Here is a 15,255-nt window from a genome sequence, read left to right on the forward strand (position 1 = left end):
GTGGACACCCGCAACCCCCGCACACCGGCCGTCGGTCTACAGGCCGGCTTCCCTTTCGACTACGCGGCCCACCTCGACGGCGACCGCCGCGTCGGACGCCTGCCAGCGACGGCACCCGGCACACCGGTGGCGGTCGTCGGGACCGGCCGCAGCGGCCTGACCGCCGTGTACGAACTCCTGCGCGCCGACTGCCGCCCGGTGGTCCACGAGGCCGAGACCGATCCGGCGGGCCCGGGCGGCCGCTGCCTGGGCGGCCGGATGTTCTCACTGCGCCTCGCCGGGGCCGACAGCGCCGTCGACGAACTGGGCTGTAGGCGCTTCCCCGACTCCGCCGCCCTGCTGCACCACTACGCACGGCGCTTCGGACTCCGCCGGCAGCCCTGCCGCGACAACTCCCCTCCCGACAGCACTCCGCCGACCGTGCTCGACATCGACGGTATACGCCGCCCGGCCCGGCGGATCACCGACGTCTGCCCCCTCGACGAGGAATTCCGGCAGGCCCGCACCCGCTGGCCCGACGCACCGGAGGGCATCAGCACCCTCGCCGAAGGGTTCTGGACCCACCGAGCCACCGGCCCCACCGGCCGGACCACGAGCCTGGAACAGTGCGACCGCGGAACCCTCCGACCGGCTGTGACCGCCGTGGAGGCCGAGCGCGACCCGGCCCGCGGCGTGGTCGTGCACAGCGACGACGGAGCCCGCGAACGCTTCGCCGCTGTCGTCTTCACCCCGCGGCTCCACCTGCCGGAGACCAACGTCGAACTGCGCTGCCGGGGCACCACCGCCTCTCCCTTCGGTCCGCGCCTGTGGCGCGCCGTGCGGCGGCTCAGTTGCCGGCAGGCGTCCAGGACCGCGCTGGTCACCGAGCGGCCGTTCTGCAAGGGCACCAGTCTCGACGGCGTCGCCCTCACCTACCGGCTGCCGCGCAACCCGTACACCGTCGACTACGGTGCGCCCCGGGCAGCGGGCGGCCGGACGGCCGTCCCCGACCTCAGCTCTGCCTGGGGCATCGACGCCATGAAAGGGGCGGCCTCCAGCCTTGACGAGCGGGTACGCCTGTCCGTCCGCGGCATGTGCCTCTCCTGCCCGCCCGGCGAACACCCCTGCCGACGCGGCCTGTTCAGCCACTTCATGAAGGACTTCAACGGCGAGCCGGCCGTCCCGGGCGAGCCGCCGCACGCCCTGTCCCTGGCCGGGGACGACACCTCCTGGTCCCCCGGCCGACTCGATCACGCGCCGGCCACCGGCCTCGACACGGCCCGGGGCGTACTGCACCACCTCGGCGGCGCCTACGATCCGGACACCCCCGGTCCGGCAGATGTCTGGCGCCGCTTCGAGACCGGCAACCGTAACCGGCCGACCACCGTTCCACGGGAGCGCCATGAGTGAGACCGTCGTGCTGACCGCCGCCCGCTGGTGGGACGGCAGCAGCGACCGCACCCGTCCCCACGCACGCGTCCTGGTCCGCGACGGACACATCGCCCGAGCGCACGTCCGGGGCACCGCACCCGGCGTCCGGACCGTCGACCTGGGAGACCGCACCCTGCTGCCCGGCCTGATCGACTGCCACATCCACCTGTCCGAGGCGCCGCCGACCGAACTCGCCGACACCGTCAGCGGCCGGACCCTCGCCGCTCTCCGGCCGCTGCGCCTGCTGCTGCAAGCCGGCTTCACCTCGGCCCGGGACCTGGGCAGTACGGCGGAAGAGCCGTTGACCGTGCACTTGCGCAACGCTCAGGAGGCGGGGCTGATCGAAGGGCCGCGGCTGTTCGTGGCGCCGCACCTGATCTCCGCGCGTGCCGGTCACGGCGACCGCTCCACCTTGTCGGTGCCGCACGGCTCGGCGGAGGTCGGTGCGCTGGCCGACGGTGTCGGGGAAATCGTCCGCCGGGTCCGTGTCGACGCCCGGTACGGCGCCGACTGGATCAAGTTCGCCGCGACCGGCGGCCTGACCAGCCCCAGCGACGACCCCGGCCACAGCAGCTACACCGAACACGAGGTCCGGGCCTTGGTCGCGGCGGCCGACGACCTCGGCCTGCCCTGTGCCACCCACGCCTTCTCCGACGAGGGCATCCGCCGCGCCGTCGGCGCCGGCGTCCGCTCCGTGGAGCACGCCTGCCTCGCCTCCCCCGAGACCCTCGACCTGATCGCCGAGCGCGGCATCCACCTGGTGCCCACCCTGTACGCCGCCGAGCTGTTCCTCGGCAAGCTCGACGACGACGCCTTCAGGACGGCGGGCGAACAGCGCATCCGGGAGAAGCTGGTGCGGCACCGGGCGACGATGCGCGGGCACGGGGGCCGGGTCGCGGCCGGCCGGGCCCGTATCGCCTTCGGCACCGACGCTGGCGTGTTTCCGCACGCCGACAACTGGCGCGAGTTCCCCGCCATGACCTCGGCCGGCCTCTCTCCCCACCGCGCCCTGCTCGCCGCCACCAGTACGGCCGCCGACCTGCTGCGCCGCCCGGACCTCGGACGCATCGCCGACGGAGCGACCGCCGACCTCGTCGCCGTACCGGCCGACCCCTTCCACGACATCGAAGCCCTCCACCACGTCGACTTCGTCATGCAGGGCGGAACCGTTCACCGCAGTCCGTGACCGGCCCCCGACGGCCGCGCGCACCGCGCCCTGAGCGCCGCCGCCCGCCGGGGTCACCGGCAGGCCGACACGCTCCCGTGCGAGACTGGGGCGGACAGACACCCGGACGGGCCGGACCGAAGGCCGGCTGCGGTCGAAGGCCGTCCGGTCACGAACCGCCCAGTCAGGCGACATGCCGTTCTCGCCCCGGCGACCCTCCGCGTCGCCGGGGCGAGGTGGTGTCCGGCATCCGCCCGCACCGGCGGTCCGGTGGTCAGTGCGGCGTGCCACGCCGGCCGGCGCCGTGACGAGCGTCACGTCATTTCCTCGTCCTGCGTGTCGACCGCACAGCGCCCGCGGGGCGTATGGCAGGTGAAGCGAGAGATCCGGGAGTGGCTGTTGACCGTCGAGGAGTTCGAAGAGTTCTACGCCCAGACGGTCGCGCGGCTCACGGGGCAGTTGTACGTGATGCTCGGCGACCTGCACGAGGCGCAGGACGTGGTGCAGGAGGCGTTCGCCAGAGGCTGGAGCCGGCGCCGGCAGCTCGACCGGAGCGGGCAGCCGGAGGCGTGGATCCGCACGGTCGCCTGGCGGCTGGCGGTCAGCCGGTGGCGGCGGCTGCGCCGCAGCGCCGACGCGTGGAAGCGCAGCGGTGCCCCGCCCCATGTCGAGGGGCCGGGACCGGCGCAGGTCGCGCTGGTCGGCGCGCTGCGGGAACTGCCTGCCCAGCAGCGTCGCACCCTCACCCTGCACTACCTGTGCGATCTGTCCGTCGAACAGATCACGGGCGAGACAGGGCTGTCGGCGAGCACCGTCAAGACCCATCTGAGCCGCGGCCGCAAGGCACTCGCTGACCGTCTGGACGACCCGCACATCGAGGAGGCGCCCGGTGCCTGAGCCCCAGGACCCGTTGCGGTCCCTGTTCCAGGAAGCGGCCGACGCCGGACGGGACGGCCTCGTCACCGTACCGGCGGGCGAGATCGCCGCGCGGGGGCGGCGGGCGCGCCGGCGACGCGTCGCCGCGGTGGTGAGCGTGGTGTGTCTGGCCTTCGGTGGCGGCGCCGCGACCACGGTCGCGCTGCTCTCCCGTACACCGGCCCCGGCGGGCCCGGCCGGCACGCCTCCGCCCGCCCGGCCGGCTCCGGACCGGCAGCCGGCTCCCGTGGACACGGCGCCCGGTTCCACGTCCTCGCCCACTCCGGAGTCCACGGTCGACGCCTCCATGCCCCCGGAATCGACGGCCACTCCCTCCGGGCCCCCGGAGGCCACGGCCACCGCTGCGGCCTCGGACGCCTCCCGGGGAACGGCCACCGAGCCGCCCTGATCCGGCCCGCTCCGTCGTCCGGTACCCGGCGGACCGCCGCCGGGCGTCCAGGTCTGCCTGTCCACACCTTCAAGGAAACGTTTATGCCCCCTTCGTCGATCGACGCGCGCGAGCACTCCCACCCGCCGGCCACGCCGCCCGGGCGCCTTCCGCGTCTGCCCGGCCCCGCCGTACGGACCGGCCGTGCGCGCTGGGGCAGACGCGGTCCCGCGACCTGGCGCCTCAGCGCCGCGGACCGGGACATCCTGTGGCTGTACCTGTCGACGCGCGTGGGGATCTGGCTGACGGCCTACTGCGCCCGGTGGCTGTTCCCCTCCGACCCGGGCACCCAGGACCCCGGCCCGCTCCTCGCCCCGTTCCAGCACTGGGACTGGGACCACTTCCGGCACATCGCCCAGCAGGGCTACTTTCCCGGGCAGGCCGGACCGTGGCAGGCCGACTGGGACAACCGGGAAGCCTTCTTCCCCGGCTTTCCCCTCGTCCTGCGCGCGGTCCACGTCGTCGTGCCGGACTGGGGTCTGGCCGGGCTGACGGTCTCCTTCGTCTCGGGAGCCGTCGCCGTCCTGGCGCTGGCCCGCATCGCCCGGCACTACCTGTACGACACGGAGGCGGGCCGGCGTACCGTCCTGTTCTTCCTGATATCCCCCTGCGCCGTGTTCCTGGCCGTCGGATACACCGAGGCCCTGTTCCTGGCCCTGGCCCTGCCCGCCTGGCTCGCGGCCCAACGCCACAACTGGCCCCTGGCCATGACGCTGACCGCCGCGGCCACCGCCGTACGCGTCAGCGGCCTCTTCCTCGCCGCGGCCCTGGCCACCCACTTCCTGCTCACTCTCCGCAGCACCCGCAACCTGCGCCCGCTCCCCTGGCTGGCCCTCCCCGCGCTGCCCCTGTTCCTCTTCAGCTGGTTCCTCCAGTCCCGCACCGGTGACTGGATGGCCTGGAAGCACGCCCAGGAACGCGGCTGGTACCGCGTCTTCCACTCGCCCTGGGAAGCCTGGATCAACACCTGGCACAACGCCTTCGACCGCACCCAGAGCACCGGTTACGCCTTCATGTTCCAGGCCGAACTCGTGGTCATGGCCGTCGGTCTGGCGCTGCTCGTCGTCCTGGCGCGCAAGCGCCGCTGGCCTGAGACCGTCTACGTCGCCCTCAGCCTGTGCGCCCTGGGAACCTCGTACTGGTACGTCTCCATCCCCCGCGCCGCCCTCCTGTGGTGGCCCCTGTGGGTCAGCCTGGCCGCCTGGAGCCTGCGCAGCCCCCGGTTCAGGACCGCGTACCTGTGCCTGGCCGCCCCCGTGAGCACGGTGTTCGCGCTGACCTTCCTCACCGGACGCTGGGCCGGGTGATCTGACCCGTCCGCAGACGCACTCGCCCCCGGCCGTACAAGCCGGGGGCGAGTGCGTGGGCCCGCCGGTGGCCGGGCGCCGGTGCCGTCAGCCGCCGCCTGTCGGTTCCAGCGCGGCGAATGCCCAGTCCGCCCAGATCCGGCGGGACGTCTCCTCCGGGTACGGCACCGTGGCGGAGTCCGCGCCGAACACACGGGTCAGCCGGTCCTCGGGCCGGTACGGGGCCCAGCCGGGCGTGCCCGTTCGGGCGAAGGCGGTCCAGGCCGCCGCCATCGACTCCGAGAGCGCCACAGCCTCGCGGGAGGGTTCCGCCCCCAGGAGCAGCTCCGCGACCTCTCCGCCGAAGTTGCCGAAGACCAGCGGGACGTCGAGCCCGTGGCAGGCGCCGAGCGCACCGTCCATCGCCGGGCTCGGCCAGGCCATTTCGTACAGGTACGCGGTGCCGCCGCCGGCGGTGTGGGCCTCGGCCAGGTGGAGGCTGGGCATCCGGAACAGCCAGTCGGACAGCACCAGGTCCTGCAGGTCGGTGGGGTTCGCGTCCGGGTGGCCCGTCCGGTAGGCACGTGCTCCGGCGGCGTCGGGCGCGCACCACTCAAGGGTGGCGGCGGCCTCTTCCTCGGTGACCTTTCCGCGCAGCCCCGAGAGCGCGGTGAATCCCCGGCATTCGTCCCGGGTGTGTCCCACCACGAGATCGATGCCGGCACTCCGGCCCGCTCGCAGCGCCTCCCAGGGAGCCTGCGGCAGTACGTCGCCGTCGACCACCGGGGCGAACGGCATCCGGGCCCGGGCCGCCCGGCCCCACCGCTTCCCGTGGTCCGCCATCGTGTTCAGGACGGTGTCCGCCGCGTCCCGCAGGGCGTCGGGAGCCACCGGCGCCAGAGCGGCGCGCGTCGGGGCCACGCCCAGTTCGGCGGCGACGGCCGTACCGATGTCCGCGGCCAGCGGCAGGCTGAAGAAGGGGCCCGGCACGCTCTGCGCCACGGCACGGTGGAAGAGCCCGGCCGCGCGGGGCATCGCCATCAGCGCGGCCACCGCGCCCGCGCCCGCCGACTCGCCGAAGACGGTCACCCGGTCCGGGTCCCCGCCGAAGGCTGCGATGTTCTCGCGGACCCACTCCAGCGCGGCGATCTGGTCCAGCAGGGCCCGGTTGGGCGGCGCGTCCGCGAACTGTCCGTAGCCTTCCGCGCCCACCCGATGGTTGAACGTCACCAGTACGCTGTCCCGGCGCGCCAGAGCCGTACCGTCGTAGCCGGGCCCGTCCGAGGAACCGATCATGTACATGCCGCCGTAGAGCCAGACCATGACCGCCAGCCCCGCCGCGCCGGGATCGGGGCTGAAGACGTTGACCGTCAGCCAGTCGTCCGCGCCCTCCGTACTCTGCCGCCCGGTGCCGTAACCGAGCGCGAGGGACTGCGGTGGCACCGGCCCGAAGGCGTCGGCTTCGCGAACGCCGTCCCAGGGCAACGCGGGCACAGGCCCGGCCAGATGCAGGTCGCCGACGGGCGGCCGGGCGTACGGCACGCCCCGGAAAACAGCCACGCCGTTCCGCCACCGGCCCCGGACGACGCCGGACGCGGTACGGATCTCGGGCGCTCGGTCAGATCGGGTCATACGATCCCCTTCCCCTGCAACGGCGCACGCCACATTACCGAGTTCCGTCCCGTCGCCGAGCGTCGGCTACCGGCCGCCCGGCGACGGACGGGCTTCCGGCGCGGCAGGCCAGGAGCCGCCCGACGTCAGCGGCCCCCGAGGACCCGCGTGAACTCCTCGGCCAGTCGGCGGGTGTCGACGCTCTCCACGCTGCGCCCGGACAGGATGTGGAAGAAGGGCGGGCCGACGAGAAGTGCCGTCGCCTGTTCCACCGAGAGTTCGCTGTCGCCCGCGCCGAGCGCCGGTTCCACGACCCTCGCGGCGCTCTCACCGAGGATGTCACCGGAGGAGAGCAGCGCCGCGACGGCCGTGTCGTGCTGGGCTTCCCCGATGAGTGCCCGGTAGACGGCTCCGGCGAGGGAGTGCGCGAGGAAACTCACGAGCGCGTCCAGGTAGGCCGTGAGGTCTCGTACCGGGTCGCCGCTCAGCAGGACGCCGGCGCGCACTTCGCAATCGTCGGCAGCTTCTTCACCAGGACCATGACCGCCTTACGCGCACCGACCCGCGAGATGCTCTCCTGGACCCCCACCGGACCGGCCCCGGCCTCGGCCTTACGTCATTGGCACGGAGATACCGACACCACTGGTTAATGGTGTTAGCTTTATGGTTATGAGCATTAACCGGGAAGAGCACACGACGGAAGTCCTGACGGTGGACGGCCGGCACCTGGCGTACGACGTGACCGGCGAGGGTCCGCTGATCGTCCTCGCGCACGGCATGGGTGAGAACAGGACGGCCTACCGCGAGGTGGCCACCCGGCTCTCGGCGGCCGGTTTCCGCGTGGCGCGGACGGACCTGCGCGGCCACGGGGAGTCCAGCACGGGCTGGGCCTCGTACACCCGTACCGATGTGGCCGGCGACCTCCTCGCCCTGATCAGGCACCTGGGCGGCCCCGCCGTCATCGTCGGCCACTCCTTCAGCGGGGGCGCCGCCACCATCGCCGCGGCCGAGGCACCGGACCTGGTCCGCGCCCTCGTCGAGATCAGCCCGTTCACCCGCGCGCAGCAGGTCAGCCTGGGTGACCTGCTGACCCACGCCCGCTACCGCACCGGCGCGACCCTGCTCATGGGCGCCGCCCTCCTGCGCAGCGTCCCGTTGTGGCTGCGCTACCTCGACCACGCCTGCCCGGGTGCCCGGCCCGCCGGTTTCGGCGGCTACCTCGCCGCGGTCGAGGCGGACTTGCGCCGGCCGGGCCGGATGGCCGTCGTCGGCAAGCTGGGCCGGTCCGCACCGACCGATGCCGGCGCCCGGCTCGCCGATGTCCGGTGCCCGGTTCTCGTCCTCATGGGCACGCTCGATCCCGACTGGCCCGATCCCGTGGCGGAAGGCGAAGGCATCGTGGCGGAACTGCCTGCCGGACTCGGCCGGCTCGAACTGATCGAGGGGGCCGGGCACTACGCACACGTCCAGTTCCCCGCCGAAGTCGCCGCCGCCGTCCTGAGGTTCGTCAAGGCTGGCGGCGCGCGTGGCTAGAGCGGCGCTGTCCACGAGCGCGGTGGTCGATCTCGCGCTGCAGGTCCTGGACGAGGGCGGCCCCGAGGCGCTCACCCTGTCGGCGGTGTCCGGCCGGGCGGGGGTCACCACCCCGTCCCTGTACAAGCACGTGCGCCATCTCGCCGACCTGCGGGCACTCGTATCGGCCCGCGTCCTGAACGACATCGCGGACCAGGCCGGACGAGCCGTGCTCGGCCGTTCCGCCGACGAGGCGATCCGCGCGTTCATGACGGCGTGGCGGCGCTACGCGCAGCACCACCCGCACCGCTACTCGGCCGTGCTCCAGAGCCCCGACCCGCGGACGGCCGAGGCCGGGACGCGCCTGGTCGACATCATCACCGCGACCCTCCGCGCCTACGGAATGGAGGACTCCGCCGCCGTCCACGCCGCCCGATGCCTGCGTGCGGCCGTCCACGGCTTCGCCGTCCTGGAAACTCAGGACGCCTTCGGCCTGCCCGAAAACCTGGACGACAGCTACGAGTTGCTGATCCGCATGACGATCGCCGGCCTGCGGGCGCCGCACTGACCGGCGCGCCGCCGGCCGCTGCGCCGACGCGGCGTCACTCCCCTGCCCCAGCTCTCGCGGCCTGCTCCGCCCCGGGCTTCTCGTCCTCCGCCCGCTCCGTCTCCGTATCGCCGGGGCGCCCGCGCAGGGTGGCGGTGGCGATGTCCAGGAAGTCCCGTACGAGGTCCGTGCAACCGCTCTCCGGTACGGCCAGGCAGGTCCCGACCGGCGCGGAGTCGGTCACGTGCAGATAGACGAGGTCGGGGCGGGAGTACGAGCCCGCGACGCTGAGCGGGACGAGCGCGATGCCCTGCCCGGAGGCGATGAGCTCGAACTTCTCCTCCAGTGAGGATGTCCGCCGCGTCCTGACGTCGAGGATCGGCTCACCGGCGAGATCGGCCGAGGTGAGGGTGCGGCGGTCCGCCAGCGGATGGGTCACGGGCAGGCACGCGACCTTGGTCTCCTGGCCGATGGGGACGGTGCGCAGCCCCGCGTCGTCGAAGGGGCGCCGGAGGAATCCGACGTGCGCCCGGCCGTCGCGGAGCGGCGCGTCCTGCTCCCACCAGCGCAGCGGGAAGACGTCGATCTCGACCTCCGGGTGGCTCGCCGTGAACGTCCGGATCGCCTCCGACACGTGCAGGCCGGTCGAGAAGGCGACGATCAGCCGCTGCTCGCCCCGCGCGGCCTCGTGCACGCGCCGCAGCGCCGCGGACACCACCGTGGTGATGGTGCGCGCCTCGTCGAAGAGCTGCCGTCCCGCCGAGGTCAGTTCGACGCTGCGGGTGGTCCGCGTGAGCAGGCGGCAGCCCAGCTCCTGCTCGAACGCGCGGATCTGCCGGCTGAGGACCGGCTGCGCGATGAACAGTGCCCGGGCCGCCCTGCCGAAGTGCTGATGCTCGGCCACCGCGACGAAATAGCGGAGCTTGCGCAGATCCAGGTCCAGATCCATGCCGTAACGAGATCAATGCGGTCGCAAGAGTATTGGACGCCCGAACGGGTCGCTCGGAGAATGGAGTCATGATCGTCGCCACCGTCGCGGCGGGCGGCATCGGCAGTCAGGTACCGCGCATCCCGCTGGAGACCGCCACCGCCGACCGCCGCGAGACCACCGGGACTTCGAGGCATCCGGGCTGAAAGCCGCCCGCTCCGCGTCCACATGGACCGGACGCGGCCGCTTTCACCTCGACCGCTGCCGGAGTCGCCTTCCGGTGCCTTCCGGTGCGAGCGCCCGTCGGCGAACGGTCGCCGGCCGGCGACGGCCGCGAACGACGATCCCTCATCACGACGTGCACCACCCGCCCTCGGCGCACCGACCCGCCGACCCACGACAGGATTCACATGACCGACACCCGCAAGACCGCTCTCGTCGTCGGGGCCTCCCGGACGCTGGGCCTCGGGCTCGCCGCCGAGTTCCTCCGCCGCGGCTGGGACGTCATCGGTACGGTGCGCGGCAGCCGGCGCACCGGCCTGCACGAACTGGCCGAGACCTCCGAGGGACGGCTGACCGTCGAGTCGCTGGAGATGACCGACCCTGACCAGATAACGGCACTGCGCGACCGGCTGGCGGGGCGCCCCCTCGACCTGCTCTTCGTCAACGCCGCCATCACCCGCGGCGACCTCCCGATCGGCGAGGTGCCGACGGACATGTTCACCGAGGTCATGGTCACCAACGCGCTCAGCCCGATGCGCGTCGTGGAGTTCCTGCGCCCGCTGGTCGTGCCGGACGGGACCATCGGCGTGATGTCCTCCGACCAGGGGAGCATCACGCTGAACACCGACGGCGGTCAGGACCTGTACCGGGCGAGCAAGTCCGCGCTGAACCAGCTGATGCGCTGCTACGCCGCCCGGCACGCCGGGGACTCGCGCACCCTGCTCCTGATGGACCCGGGCTGGGTGCGCACCGAACTCGGCGGCATGGAAGCCGATCTCAGTGTGGAAGAGAGCGTTCCCGGGGTGGCGGAGACGATCGAGAGCCACCGGGGGAAGCCCGGCCTCCACTTCGTCGACCACCAGGGGCGGACCGTGCTCTGGTAGCCGCCGCGCCGCCCTCCGTCGAGCGGCCGGTGAGCGACACCGGCCGCTGCCCCGCCGGCCCGCGCGTGCCCCGGAGTCAGGTCGCGTCGGACCGGCGGCGTTCGCCGGGCGGCGGCGTGCGGTCCGCTTCGTCCTGGACGAGCAGGGAGAGCAGCGAAGCCACCGTCAGACCGGCCTCGGCCGGATGGCGCAGGATCTTGCCGGGTTCGGTCCGGTACGTGTTGGACCGCCCCTCCCGGATGTGCGAGAGGTAACCGTCGCTCTCCAGGTCGGCGATGATCTTCTGAACGGCGCGTTCGGTCAGTCGGCAGTGGACCGCGATGTCGCGGATGCGGGCATGGTGATCGTCGGCGATGGCGGCGAGCACCCGGGCGCGGCTGGTCACGAACGTCCACCCACTGTACGGCTCGGGCACGTCATTCATGCGCTGATTCTACCGATGGACGATTCACGCACCCAGATGCACGTAAAATTCTTCATGTATCGGTTGACGTGTATGGGCGGCGGGGTCGAGCCTGGGTGCGGAGGCAGGTGAGCCGACAAGGAAGAGGAAGGCCATGCCGGAGCCTGCGCGTTGCGCATCCCCCTTCGCCCAGCAGGACCCCGAACGCGCCCTCGCCCGCGGCACCGCGGCATCAGCGGTCCTTGAACCGTGTCTCGTGGCCCTGGAGGTCACCCCGGACGGCGGCCGCACACGCGTCGCGATCCGGGGAGACCTCGACCTGGCCACCGGGCGGCACGTCGAACCGGGCCTGCACGCGGCCCTCGGCCACTCCGTCCACGGCCTCGACCTGCACCTCGACGCCCTGCACTTCTGCGACTGCGCGGGCCTCGGCACACTGCTGCGCCTGCGCAGCCGGGCGCAGCTCCAGAACAAGACCGTCACCATCCGCGCCGGCAACCGCGCCGTCGATCAGCTCCTGGAACTGACCGGCACGCGCGGCCTGTTCGCCGCCCCCGAGAAGCGCTGAGGGGCGCCACGGAGGAGGCGGCGGCCCGGACACCGCCGCTCCCCGGCCCCTTGCCGGGTCCGTGAGGAACGGAGCCGGACTACTCGCCGACGCCGGCGACCTGGTCGAGAAGACCCTCGCCGACTTGCTGAGCCAAGTCACCTTCCAGCACGCCGACTCCACGTACCTGGGTCTGCTGGGCGCGCTCGCCGTCCCCTCCGGGCCGTTGGTGACCACGGTGAGCCCGAGCACCGGTGAGGCGGGACCACGGCTGTCATCGACGGCAGCGGCTTCGACGCCGCGCCGTCGTCGATTTCGGCCCGCCCCCGGGGCGTCGAGGTCGTACGCGACCTGAGCGGTACGCAGATCACCGCGACCGTGCCCGACGGGGTGGGGATCGTCGGCGTCCGCGTCACCACCGTGTTCGGCACGTCACCTGCCGTTCCGCTGGGCCAGTTCGCCTACGGCGGTCCCGCGCCCGTGGTCGTCAGCGCCGTCACTCCGCGCAGCGGGGAAGCCGGCACCCAGCAGGTCGTCATCGGCGGCTCGGGGTTCGCCGACGGGGCCACCGTGTGGTGCAAGGACGTCGCGGCGACCGTGGAAGTGTCCGGCCCCCGTCCCGGATCACGGTGACGGCACCGCACCGGCTCCTCGACGACAAGGGCACCGCGGACGTCACCGTGACGGCCGGCGCGGCCACCTCGCCGACCAGCCCGGCCGACGCATTCACGTACACACGGCGAGACCGTTTCCGAGGGAGGCGGCCGGGGCGCTGTCCGGGAGCCCCGGCCGCACTGAAGTCCGTCCGCTGCACCTCCCGAGGCCCTTCCGGCAGCTCAGCTTCCGCGCCACGGCCGCGGCCGCTACCGTGGCCCCAATGCTCCGGAGGGCGCAGGGTGTGCCGGGAAGTCTGGTCGGCGTTCGATGGGCCATGTCCTGGGCCCGCCCGACGGCCGACCTGGAGGGACCGATGCGCGGCAGCTCGCCCCTCACGGCCTCGCTTCTCCGGCTCCCGCTGATCGAGCCACCCGATCTCCGGCTGACCGTCAGCGCCCGCCGTGCGGCCGGCGGCGCCACCGAACTGGGGGTCGCCGGCGAACTCGACGTGCGTACGGTGCGCCTGCTGTGCGAAGCCACCGTCGCCCACCTGAAGTCCGGCCACCGCCGGCTGCGGCTCGATCTGTCCGGCATCACCTGGTGCGACAACGCCAGCCTCTACACGCTCCTGGGCATCCGCGGTGCCGTACAGGCCGCACAGGGCAGCCTGGAACTGGCGGTGGCGAGCGAAACGGTTGAGCAGGCTCTGGTCCGTACCGGTGTGGGCCCCCGGCTGACGCCCTGCCCCGGCACGTCGTCGTGCCGCATGACGGCGCACCACCCTGCGGGGAAGCAGCTCCCGCGTCCCGACGGGCCCCGCCCGCACCGGACGTTCTGGCGGGGCTCGTGCGGTGACCTGCTGTGCTGGGAGCCGAAGGGGCCCGGGCCGGGCGCCCCTTCGACGGCCTGACCCGGGGCTCCGGCCCCGCCGAGGGGGCCGGAGAGCACAGCTCGGGCCGGCCCCTCCCCCCTTCCCGGCAATCAGTTGACCGCGGCAGCCAGCATGCCGGGCTCGTACGTACCTCCCTGCTGGTGGGTGATCACGGCGAGCCGGTTGGCCGCGTTGATCAGGGCGACCACGGCGATCAGCGCGGCGGTCTGGTCGTCGTCGTAGTGCTTGCGCACCTGGGCCCACGTCTCGTCGGAGACCCCCTGGTTGGCGTCGGCGAGCCGGGTGCCTTCCTCCGTGAACGCCAGCGCCGCCCGCTCGGCCTCGGTGAACACGGTGGACTCGCGCCAGGCGACGACCAGGTTGAGCCGGACCGCGGTCTCACCGGAGGCCGCGGCCTCCTTGGTGTGCACGTCGATGCACCAGCCGCAGCCGTTGATCTGACTGGCGCGGAGTGCCATCAGTTCCTGCGTCGCCTTCGGCAGCGACGACTGCTGGACGATCAGGCCGGCGTTGGCGAACCGCTTGGCGAACTTAGCACCGAGCTCGTTCTCGAACAGGTTGAACCGGGTCGCGTTCATGGCTTCGTCCTCACTCGTGGTGTGCTCTGAACGACCACAAGACGCCGGTGCCCCGCCCTCTGTGACAGGGCGGTCGCGTGACGTATGCCACTGTCCACGGATGTCACAACGCGGCGGCGCCCGGCGTCTTGTGCGCGTAGCACGGTCGAAAAAGAAAAGACAGGAGCAGCCCGTGAACCCGGTGAACAGTGAGTGCAGCGAGCCCACAGCGGACACGGCGGGACGGCTCGCCGACGGCGGAAGCACGGACCTCGCCACCGAGCTGTTCGTCGCCCACCGCAATCTGTTGTTCACCGTCGCCTACGAGTTGCTCGGCTCGGCCGCCGACGCGGAGGACGTCCTGCAGGAGACCTGGCTGCGGTGGGTGGGCGTCGATCTCGCCACGGTACGGGAGCAGCGCGCGTACCTGGTCCGGATCACCACACGCCAGGCGCTGGGCCGGCTGCGTACGCTCGGCCGCCGCAAGGAGTCCTACGTCGGCTCCTGGCTGCCCGAACCGCTGCTCACCACGCCCGACGTGGCCGAGGACGTCGAACTGGCCGACAGCGTCTCGACGGCGATGCTGCTGGTGCTGGAGACGCTCACGCCGACCGAACGGGCGGTGTTCGTGCTGCGTGAGGTGTTCGACCTCGGGTACGACGAGATCGCCGAAGCCGTCGACAAGAGCCCGGCCACGGTCCGCCAGATCGCGCACCGGGCACGGGCCCACGTCGCGGCGCGCCGGCCGCGCGGAACCGTTTCCCCGGCCGAGACGCGTGACGCGCTCGACGCCTTCCGACGGGCGGTCGAAACGGGCGATCTGCAGACCCTGGTCGACATCCTCGCGCCGGACGTCGTCCTCCTGGGCGACGGCGGCGGGGTCAAGCAAGCCGTCCTGCGACCGGTCGTCGGGGTCGACAAGGTGGCCCGCCTGCTGGTCGGCGGGCTGCGCAAGACCGGGGCGATCACGCTGCGGCCGGCCCAGATCAATGCCGGCCCGGCGCTGCTCATCCACCTCGACGGCGAACTGGACACCGTCGTGACGGCGCACGTCGACAACGGGCGCATCACCGGACTCTACGCCGTACGCAACCCCGAGAAGCTGTCGCGCATGGAGCGGGAGACCGTCCTGCGTCGCTGAGGCGAGCCCTGTCCTGGTACCTGTCCGGGAGCGCGAAGCCCGAGCCCTCGTACGGTGGCGGGGGGGGGGGGTGGGGCACACCCCCCCCCCCCCCCGCCCGGGGGGCCCCCCCCCCCGGGGGGGGGGGCCCGCCCCCCCCCCGCCCCGCCCCCGGCCCCCCCCCCCCAAACGGGCCCGTGGAACCCCCCCC

18 protein-coding genes are annotated in these 15,255 nt (G+C 73.0%); 13 read left to right on the forward strand and 5 right to left on the reverse strand.

Annotation, left to right across the window (positions count from 1 at the left end; genetic code table 11):
* From ACZ4QV_RS31860 to ACZ4QV_RS31880, 5 genes are all read left to right on the forward strand, one after another.
* Positions 1 to 1,389 carry an FAD-dependent oxidoreductase gene (locus ACZ4QV_RS31860; protein WP_467763747.1) on the forward strand — a complete coding sequence of 463 codons (1,389 nt, stop codon included), beginning with the start codon at positions 1 to 3 and terminating at the stop codon, positions 1,387 to 1,389.
* Positions 1,382 to 2,596 (forward strand): metal-dependent hydrolase family protein, encoded by a 1,215-nt coding sequence (locus ACZ4QV_RS31865; protein ID WP_361154841.1) that lies wholly within the window; start codon positions 1,382 to 1,384, stop codon positions 2,594 to 2,596. Before ACZ4QV_RS31860 ends, ACZ4QV_RS31865 begins: the two co-directional genes overlap by 8 nt.
* Positions 2,597 to 2,947: 351 nt before the next feature.
* The gene (locus ACZ4QV_RS31870; protein WP_467763748.1) at positions 2,948 to 3,472 is read left to right on the forward strand and encodes a SigE family RNA polymerase sigma factor; all 525 of its coding nucleotides are present in this window, start codon (positions 2,948 to 2,950) and stop codon (positions 3,470 to 3,472) included.
* Positions 3,465 to 3,899 carry a hypothetical protein gene (locus tag ACZ4QV_RS31875; protein WP_467763749.1) on the forward strand — a complete coding sequence of 145 codons (435 nt, stop codon included), beginning with the start codon at positions 3,465 to 3,467 and terminating at the stop codon, positions 3,897 to 3,899. Before ACZ4QV_RS31870 ends, ACZ4QV_RS31875 begins: the two co-directional genes overlap by 8 nt.
* Before the next feature lie 83 nt (positions 3,900 to 3,982).
* Complete coding sequence (locus ACZ4QV_RS31880; RefSeq protein ID WP_361879757.1) at positions 3,983 to 5,245, forward strand: mannosyltransferase family protein; 1,263 nt, start codon at positions 3,983 to 3,985, stop codon at positions 5,243 to 5,245.
* A gap of 87 nt (positions 5,246 to 5,332) precedes the next feature.
* On the opposite strand, the gene ACZ4QV_RS31885 is transcribed toward ACZ4QV_RS31880, so the two are convergent.
* Positions 5,333 to 6,856 carry a carboxylesterase/lipase family protein gene (locus tag ACZ4QV_RS31885; RefSeq protein WP_467763750.1) on the reverse strand — a complete coding sequence of 508 codons (1,524 nt, stop codon included), beginning with the start codon at positions 6,854 to 6,856 and terminating at the stop codon, positions 5,333 to 5,335.
* 125 nt (positions 6,857 to 6,981) lie between these two features.
* Positions 6,982 to 7,341 (reverse strand): TetR-like C-terminal domain-containing protein, encoded by a 360-nt coding sequence (locus tag ACZ4QV_RS31890; RefSeq protein ID WP_467763751.1) that lies wholly within the window; start codon positions 7,339 to 7,341, stop codon positions 6,982 to 6,984.
* Between the two features lie 163 nt (positions 7,342 to 7,504).
* Between ACZ4QV_RS31890 and ACZ4QV_RS31895 the strand changes: the two genes are divergently transcribed.
* Complete coding sequence (locus ACZ4QV_RS31895) at positions 7,505 to 8,368, forward strand: alpha/beta fold hydrolase (RefSeq protein ID WP_467763752.1); 864 nt, start codon at positions 7,505 to 7,507, stop codon at positions 8,366 to 8,368.
* Positions 8,361 to 8,915: a TetR/AcrR family transcriptional regulator gene (locus tag ACZ4QV_RS31900; protein ID WP_361154854.1), complete on the forward strand. Its 555-nt coding sequence runs from the start codon at positions 8,361 to 8,363 to the stop codon at positions 8,913 to 8,915. Before ACZ4QV_RS31895 ends, ACZ4QV_RS31900 begins: the two co-directional genes overlap by 8 nt.
* Positions 8,916 to 8,949: 34 nt before the next feature.
* Here ACZ4QV_RS31900 and ACZ4QV_RS31905 read toward each other — a convergent pair whose 3' ends face one another.
* Entirely contained in the window at positions 8,950 to 9,837 is an 888-nt protein-coding gene (locus ACZ4QV_RS31905) for a LysR family transcriptional regulator (RefSeq protein WP_361154963.1), read from the reverse strand.
* A gap of 395 nt (positions 9,838 to 10,232) precedes the next feature.
* Here ACZ4QV_RS31905 and ACZ4QV_RS31910 point away from each other — a divergent pair, with 395 nt between their 5' ends.
* Positions 10,233 to 10,928, forward strand: coding sequence for an SDR family NAD(P)-dependent oxidoreductase (locus ACZ4QV_RS31910; protein WP_361154856.1), 696 nt, complete (start codon positions 10,233 to 10,235; stop codon positions 10,926 to 10,928).
* A gap of 76 nt (positions 10,929 to 11,004) precedes the next feature.
* Here ACZ4QV_RS31910 and ACZ4QV_RS31915 read toward each other — a convergent pair whose 3' ends face one another.
* Complete coding sequence (locus ACZ4QV_RS31915) at positions 11,005 to 11,352, reverse strand: ArsR family transcriptional regulator (protein WP_467763753.1); 348 nt, start codon at positions 11,350 to 11,352, stop codon at positions 11,005 to 11,007.
* Positions 11,353 to 11,485: 133 nt separating this feature from the next.
* Here ACZ4QV_RS31915 and ACZ4QV_RS31920 point away from each other — a divergent pair, with 133 nt between their 5' ends.
* The 4 genes from ACZ4QV_RS31920 to ACZ4QV_RS31935 all read left to right on the forward strand — a co-directional run bounded on the left by ACZ4QV_RS31920 (position 11,486) and on the right by ACZ4QV_RS31935 (position 13,385).
* Positions 11,486 to 11,899: an STAS domain-containing protein gene (locus ACZ4QV_RS31920; RefSeq protein WP_361154860.1), complete on the forward strand. Its 414-nt coding sequence runs from the start codon at positions 11,486 to 11,488 to the stop codon at positions 11,897 to 11,899.
* 61 nt (positions 11,900 to 11,960) lie between these two features.
* Positions 11,961 to 12,233 carry a hypothetical protein gene (locus ACZ4QV_RS31925; protein WP_467763754.1) on the forward strand — a complete coding sequence of 91 codons (273 nt, stop codon included), beginning with the start codon at positions 11,961 to 11,963 and terminating at the stop codon, positions 12,231 to 12,233.
* Positions 12,234 to 12,256: 23 nt separating this feature from the next.
* Complete coding sequence (locus tag ACZ4QV_RS31930; RefSeq protein WP_361587202.1) at positions 12,257 to 12,511, forward strand: hypothetical protein; 255 nt, start codon at positions 12,257 to 12,259, stop codon at positions 12,509 to 12,511.
* A gap of 244 nt (positions 12,512 to 12,755) precedes the next feature.
* A complete protein-coding gene (locus tag ACZ4QV_RS31935; RefSeq protein ID WP_361587204.1) occupies positions 12,756 to 13,385 on the forward strand; it encodes an STAS domain-containing protein in 630 nt (209 codons plus the stop codon).
* 71 nt (positions 13,386 to 13,456) lie between these two features.
* Here the strand turns inward: ACZ4QV_RS31935 and ACZ4QV_RS31940 are convergent, their stop codons facing one another.
* Positions 13,457 to 13,945 (reverse strand): carboxymuconolactone decarboxylase family protein, encoded by a 489-nt coding sequence (locus ACZ4QV_RS31940; protein ID WP_361154866.1) that lies wholly within the window; start codon positions 13,943 to 13,945, stop codon positions 13,457 to 13,459.
* A 181-nt stretch (positions 13,946 to 14,126) separates the two neighbouring features.
* Between ACZ4QV_RS31940 and ACZ4QV_RS31945 the strand changes: the two genes are divergently transcribed.
* Positions 14,127 to 15,065 carry an RNA polymerase sigma-70 factor gene (locus ACZ4QV_RS31945; protein WP_361154964.1) on the forward strand — a complete coding sequence of 313 codons (939 nt, stop codon included), beginning with the start codon at positions 14,127 to 14,129 and terminating at the stop codon, positions 15,063 to 15,065.
* Positions 15,066 to 15,255 lie beyond the last annotated feature (190 nt).

The organism is Streptomyces sp. NPDC026394, assembly GCF_055567735.1.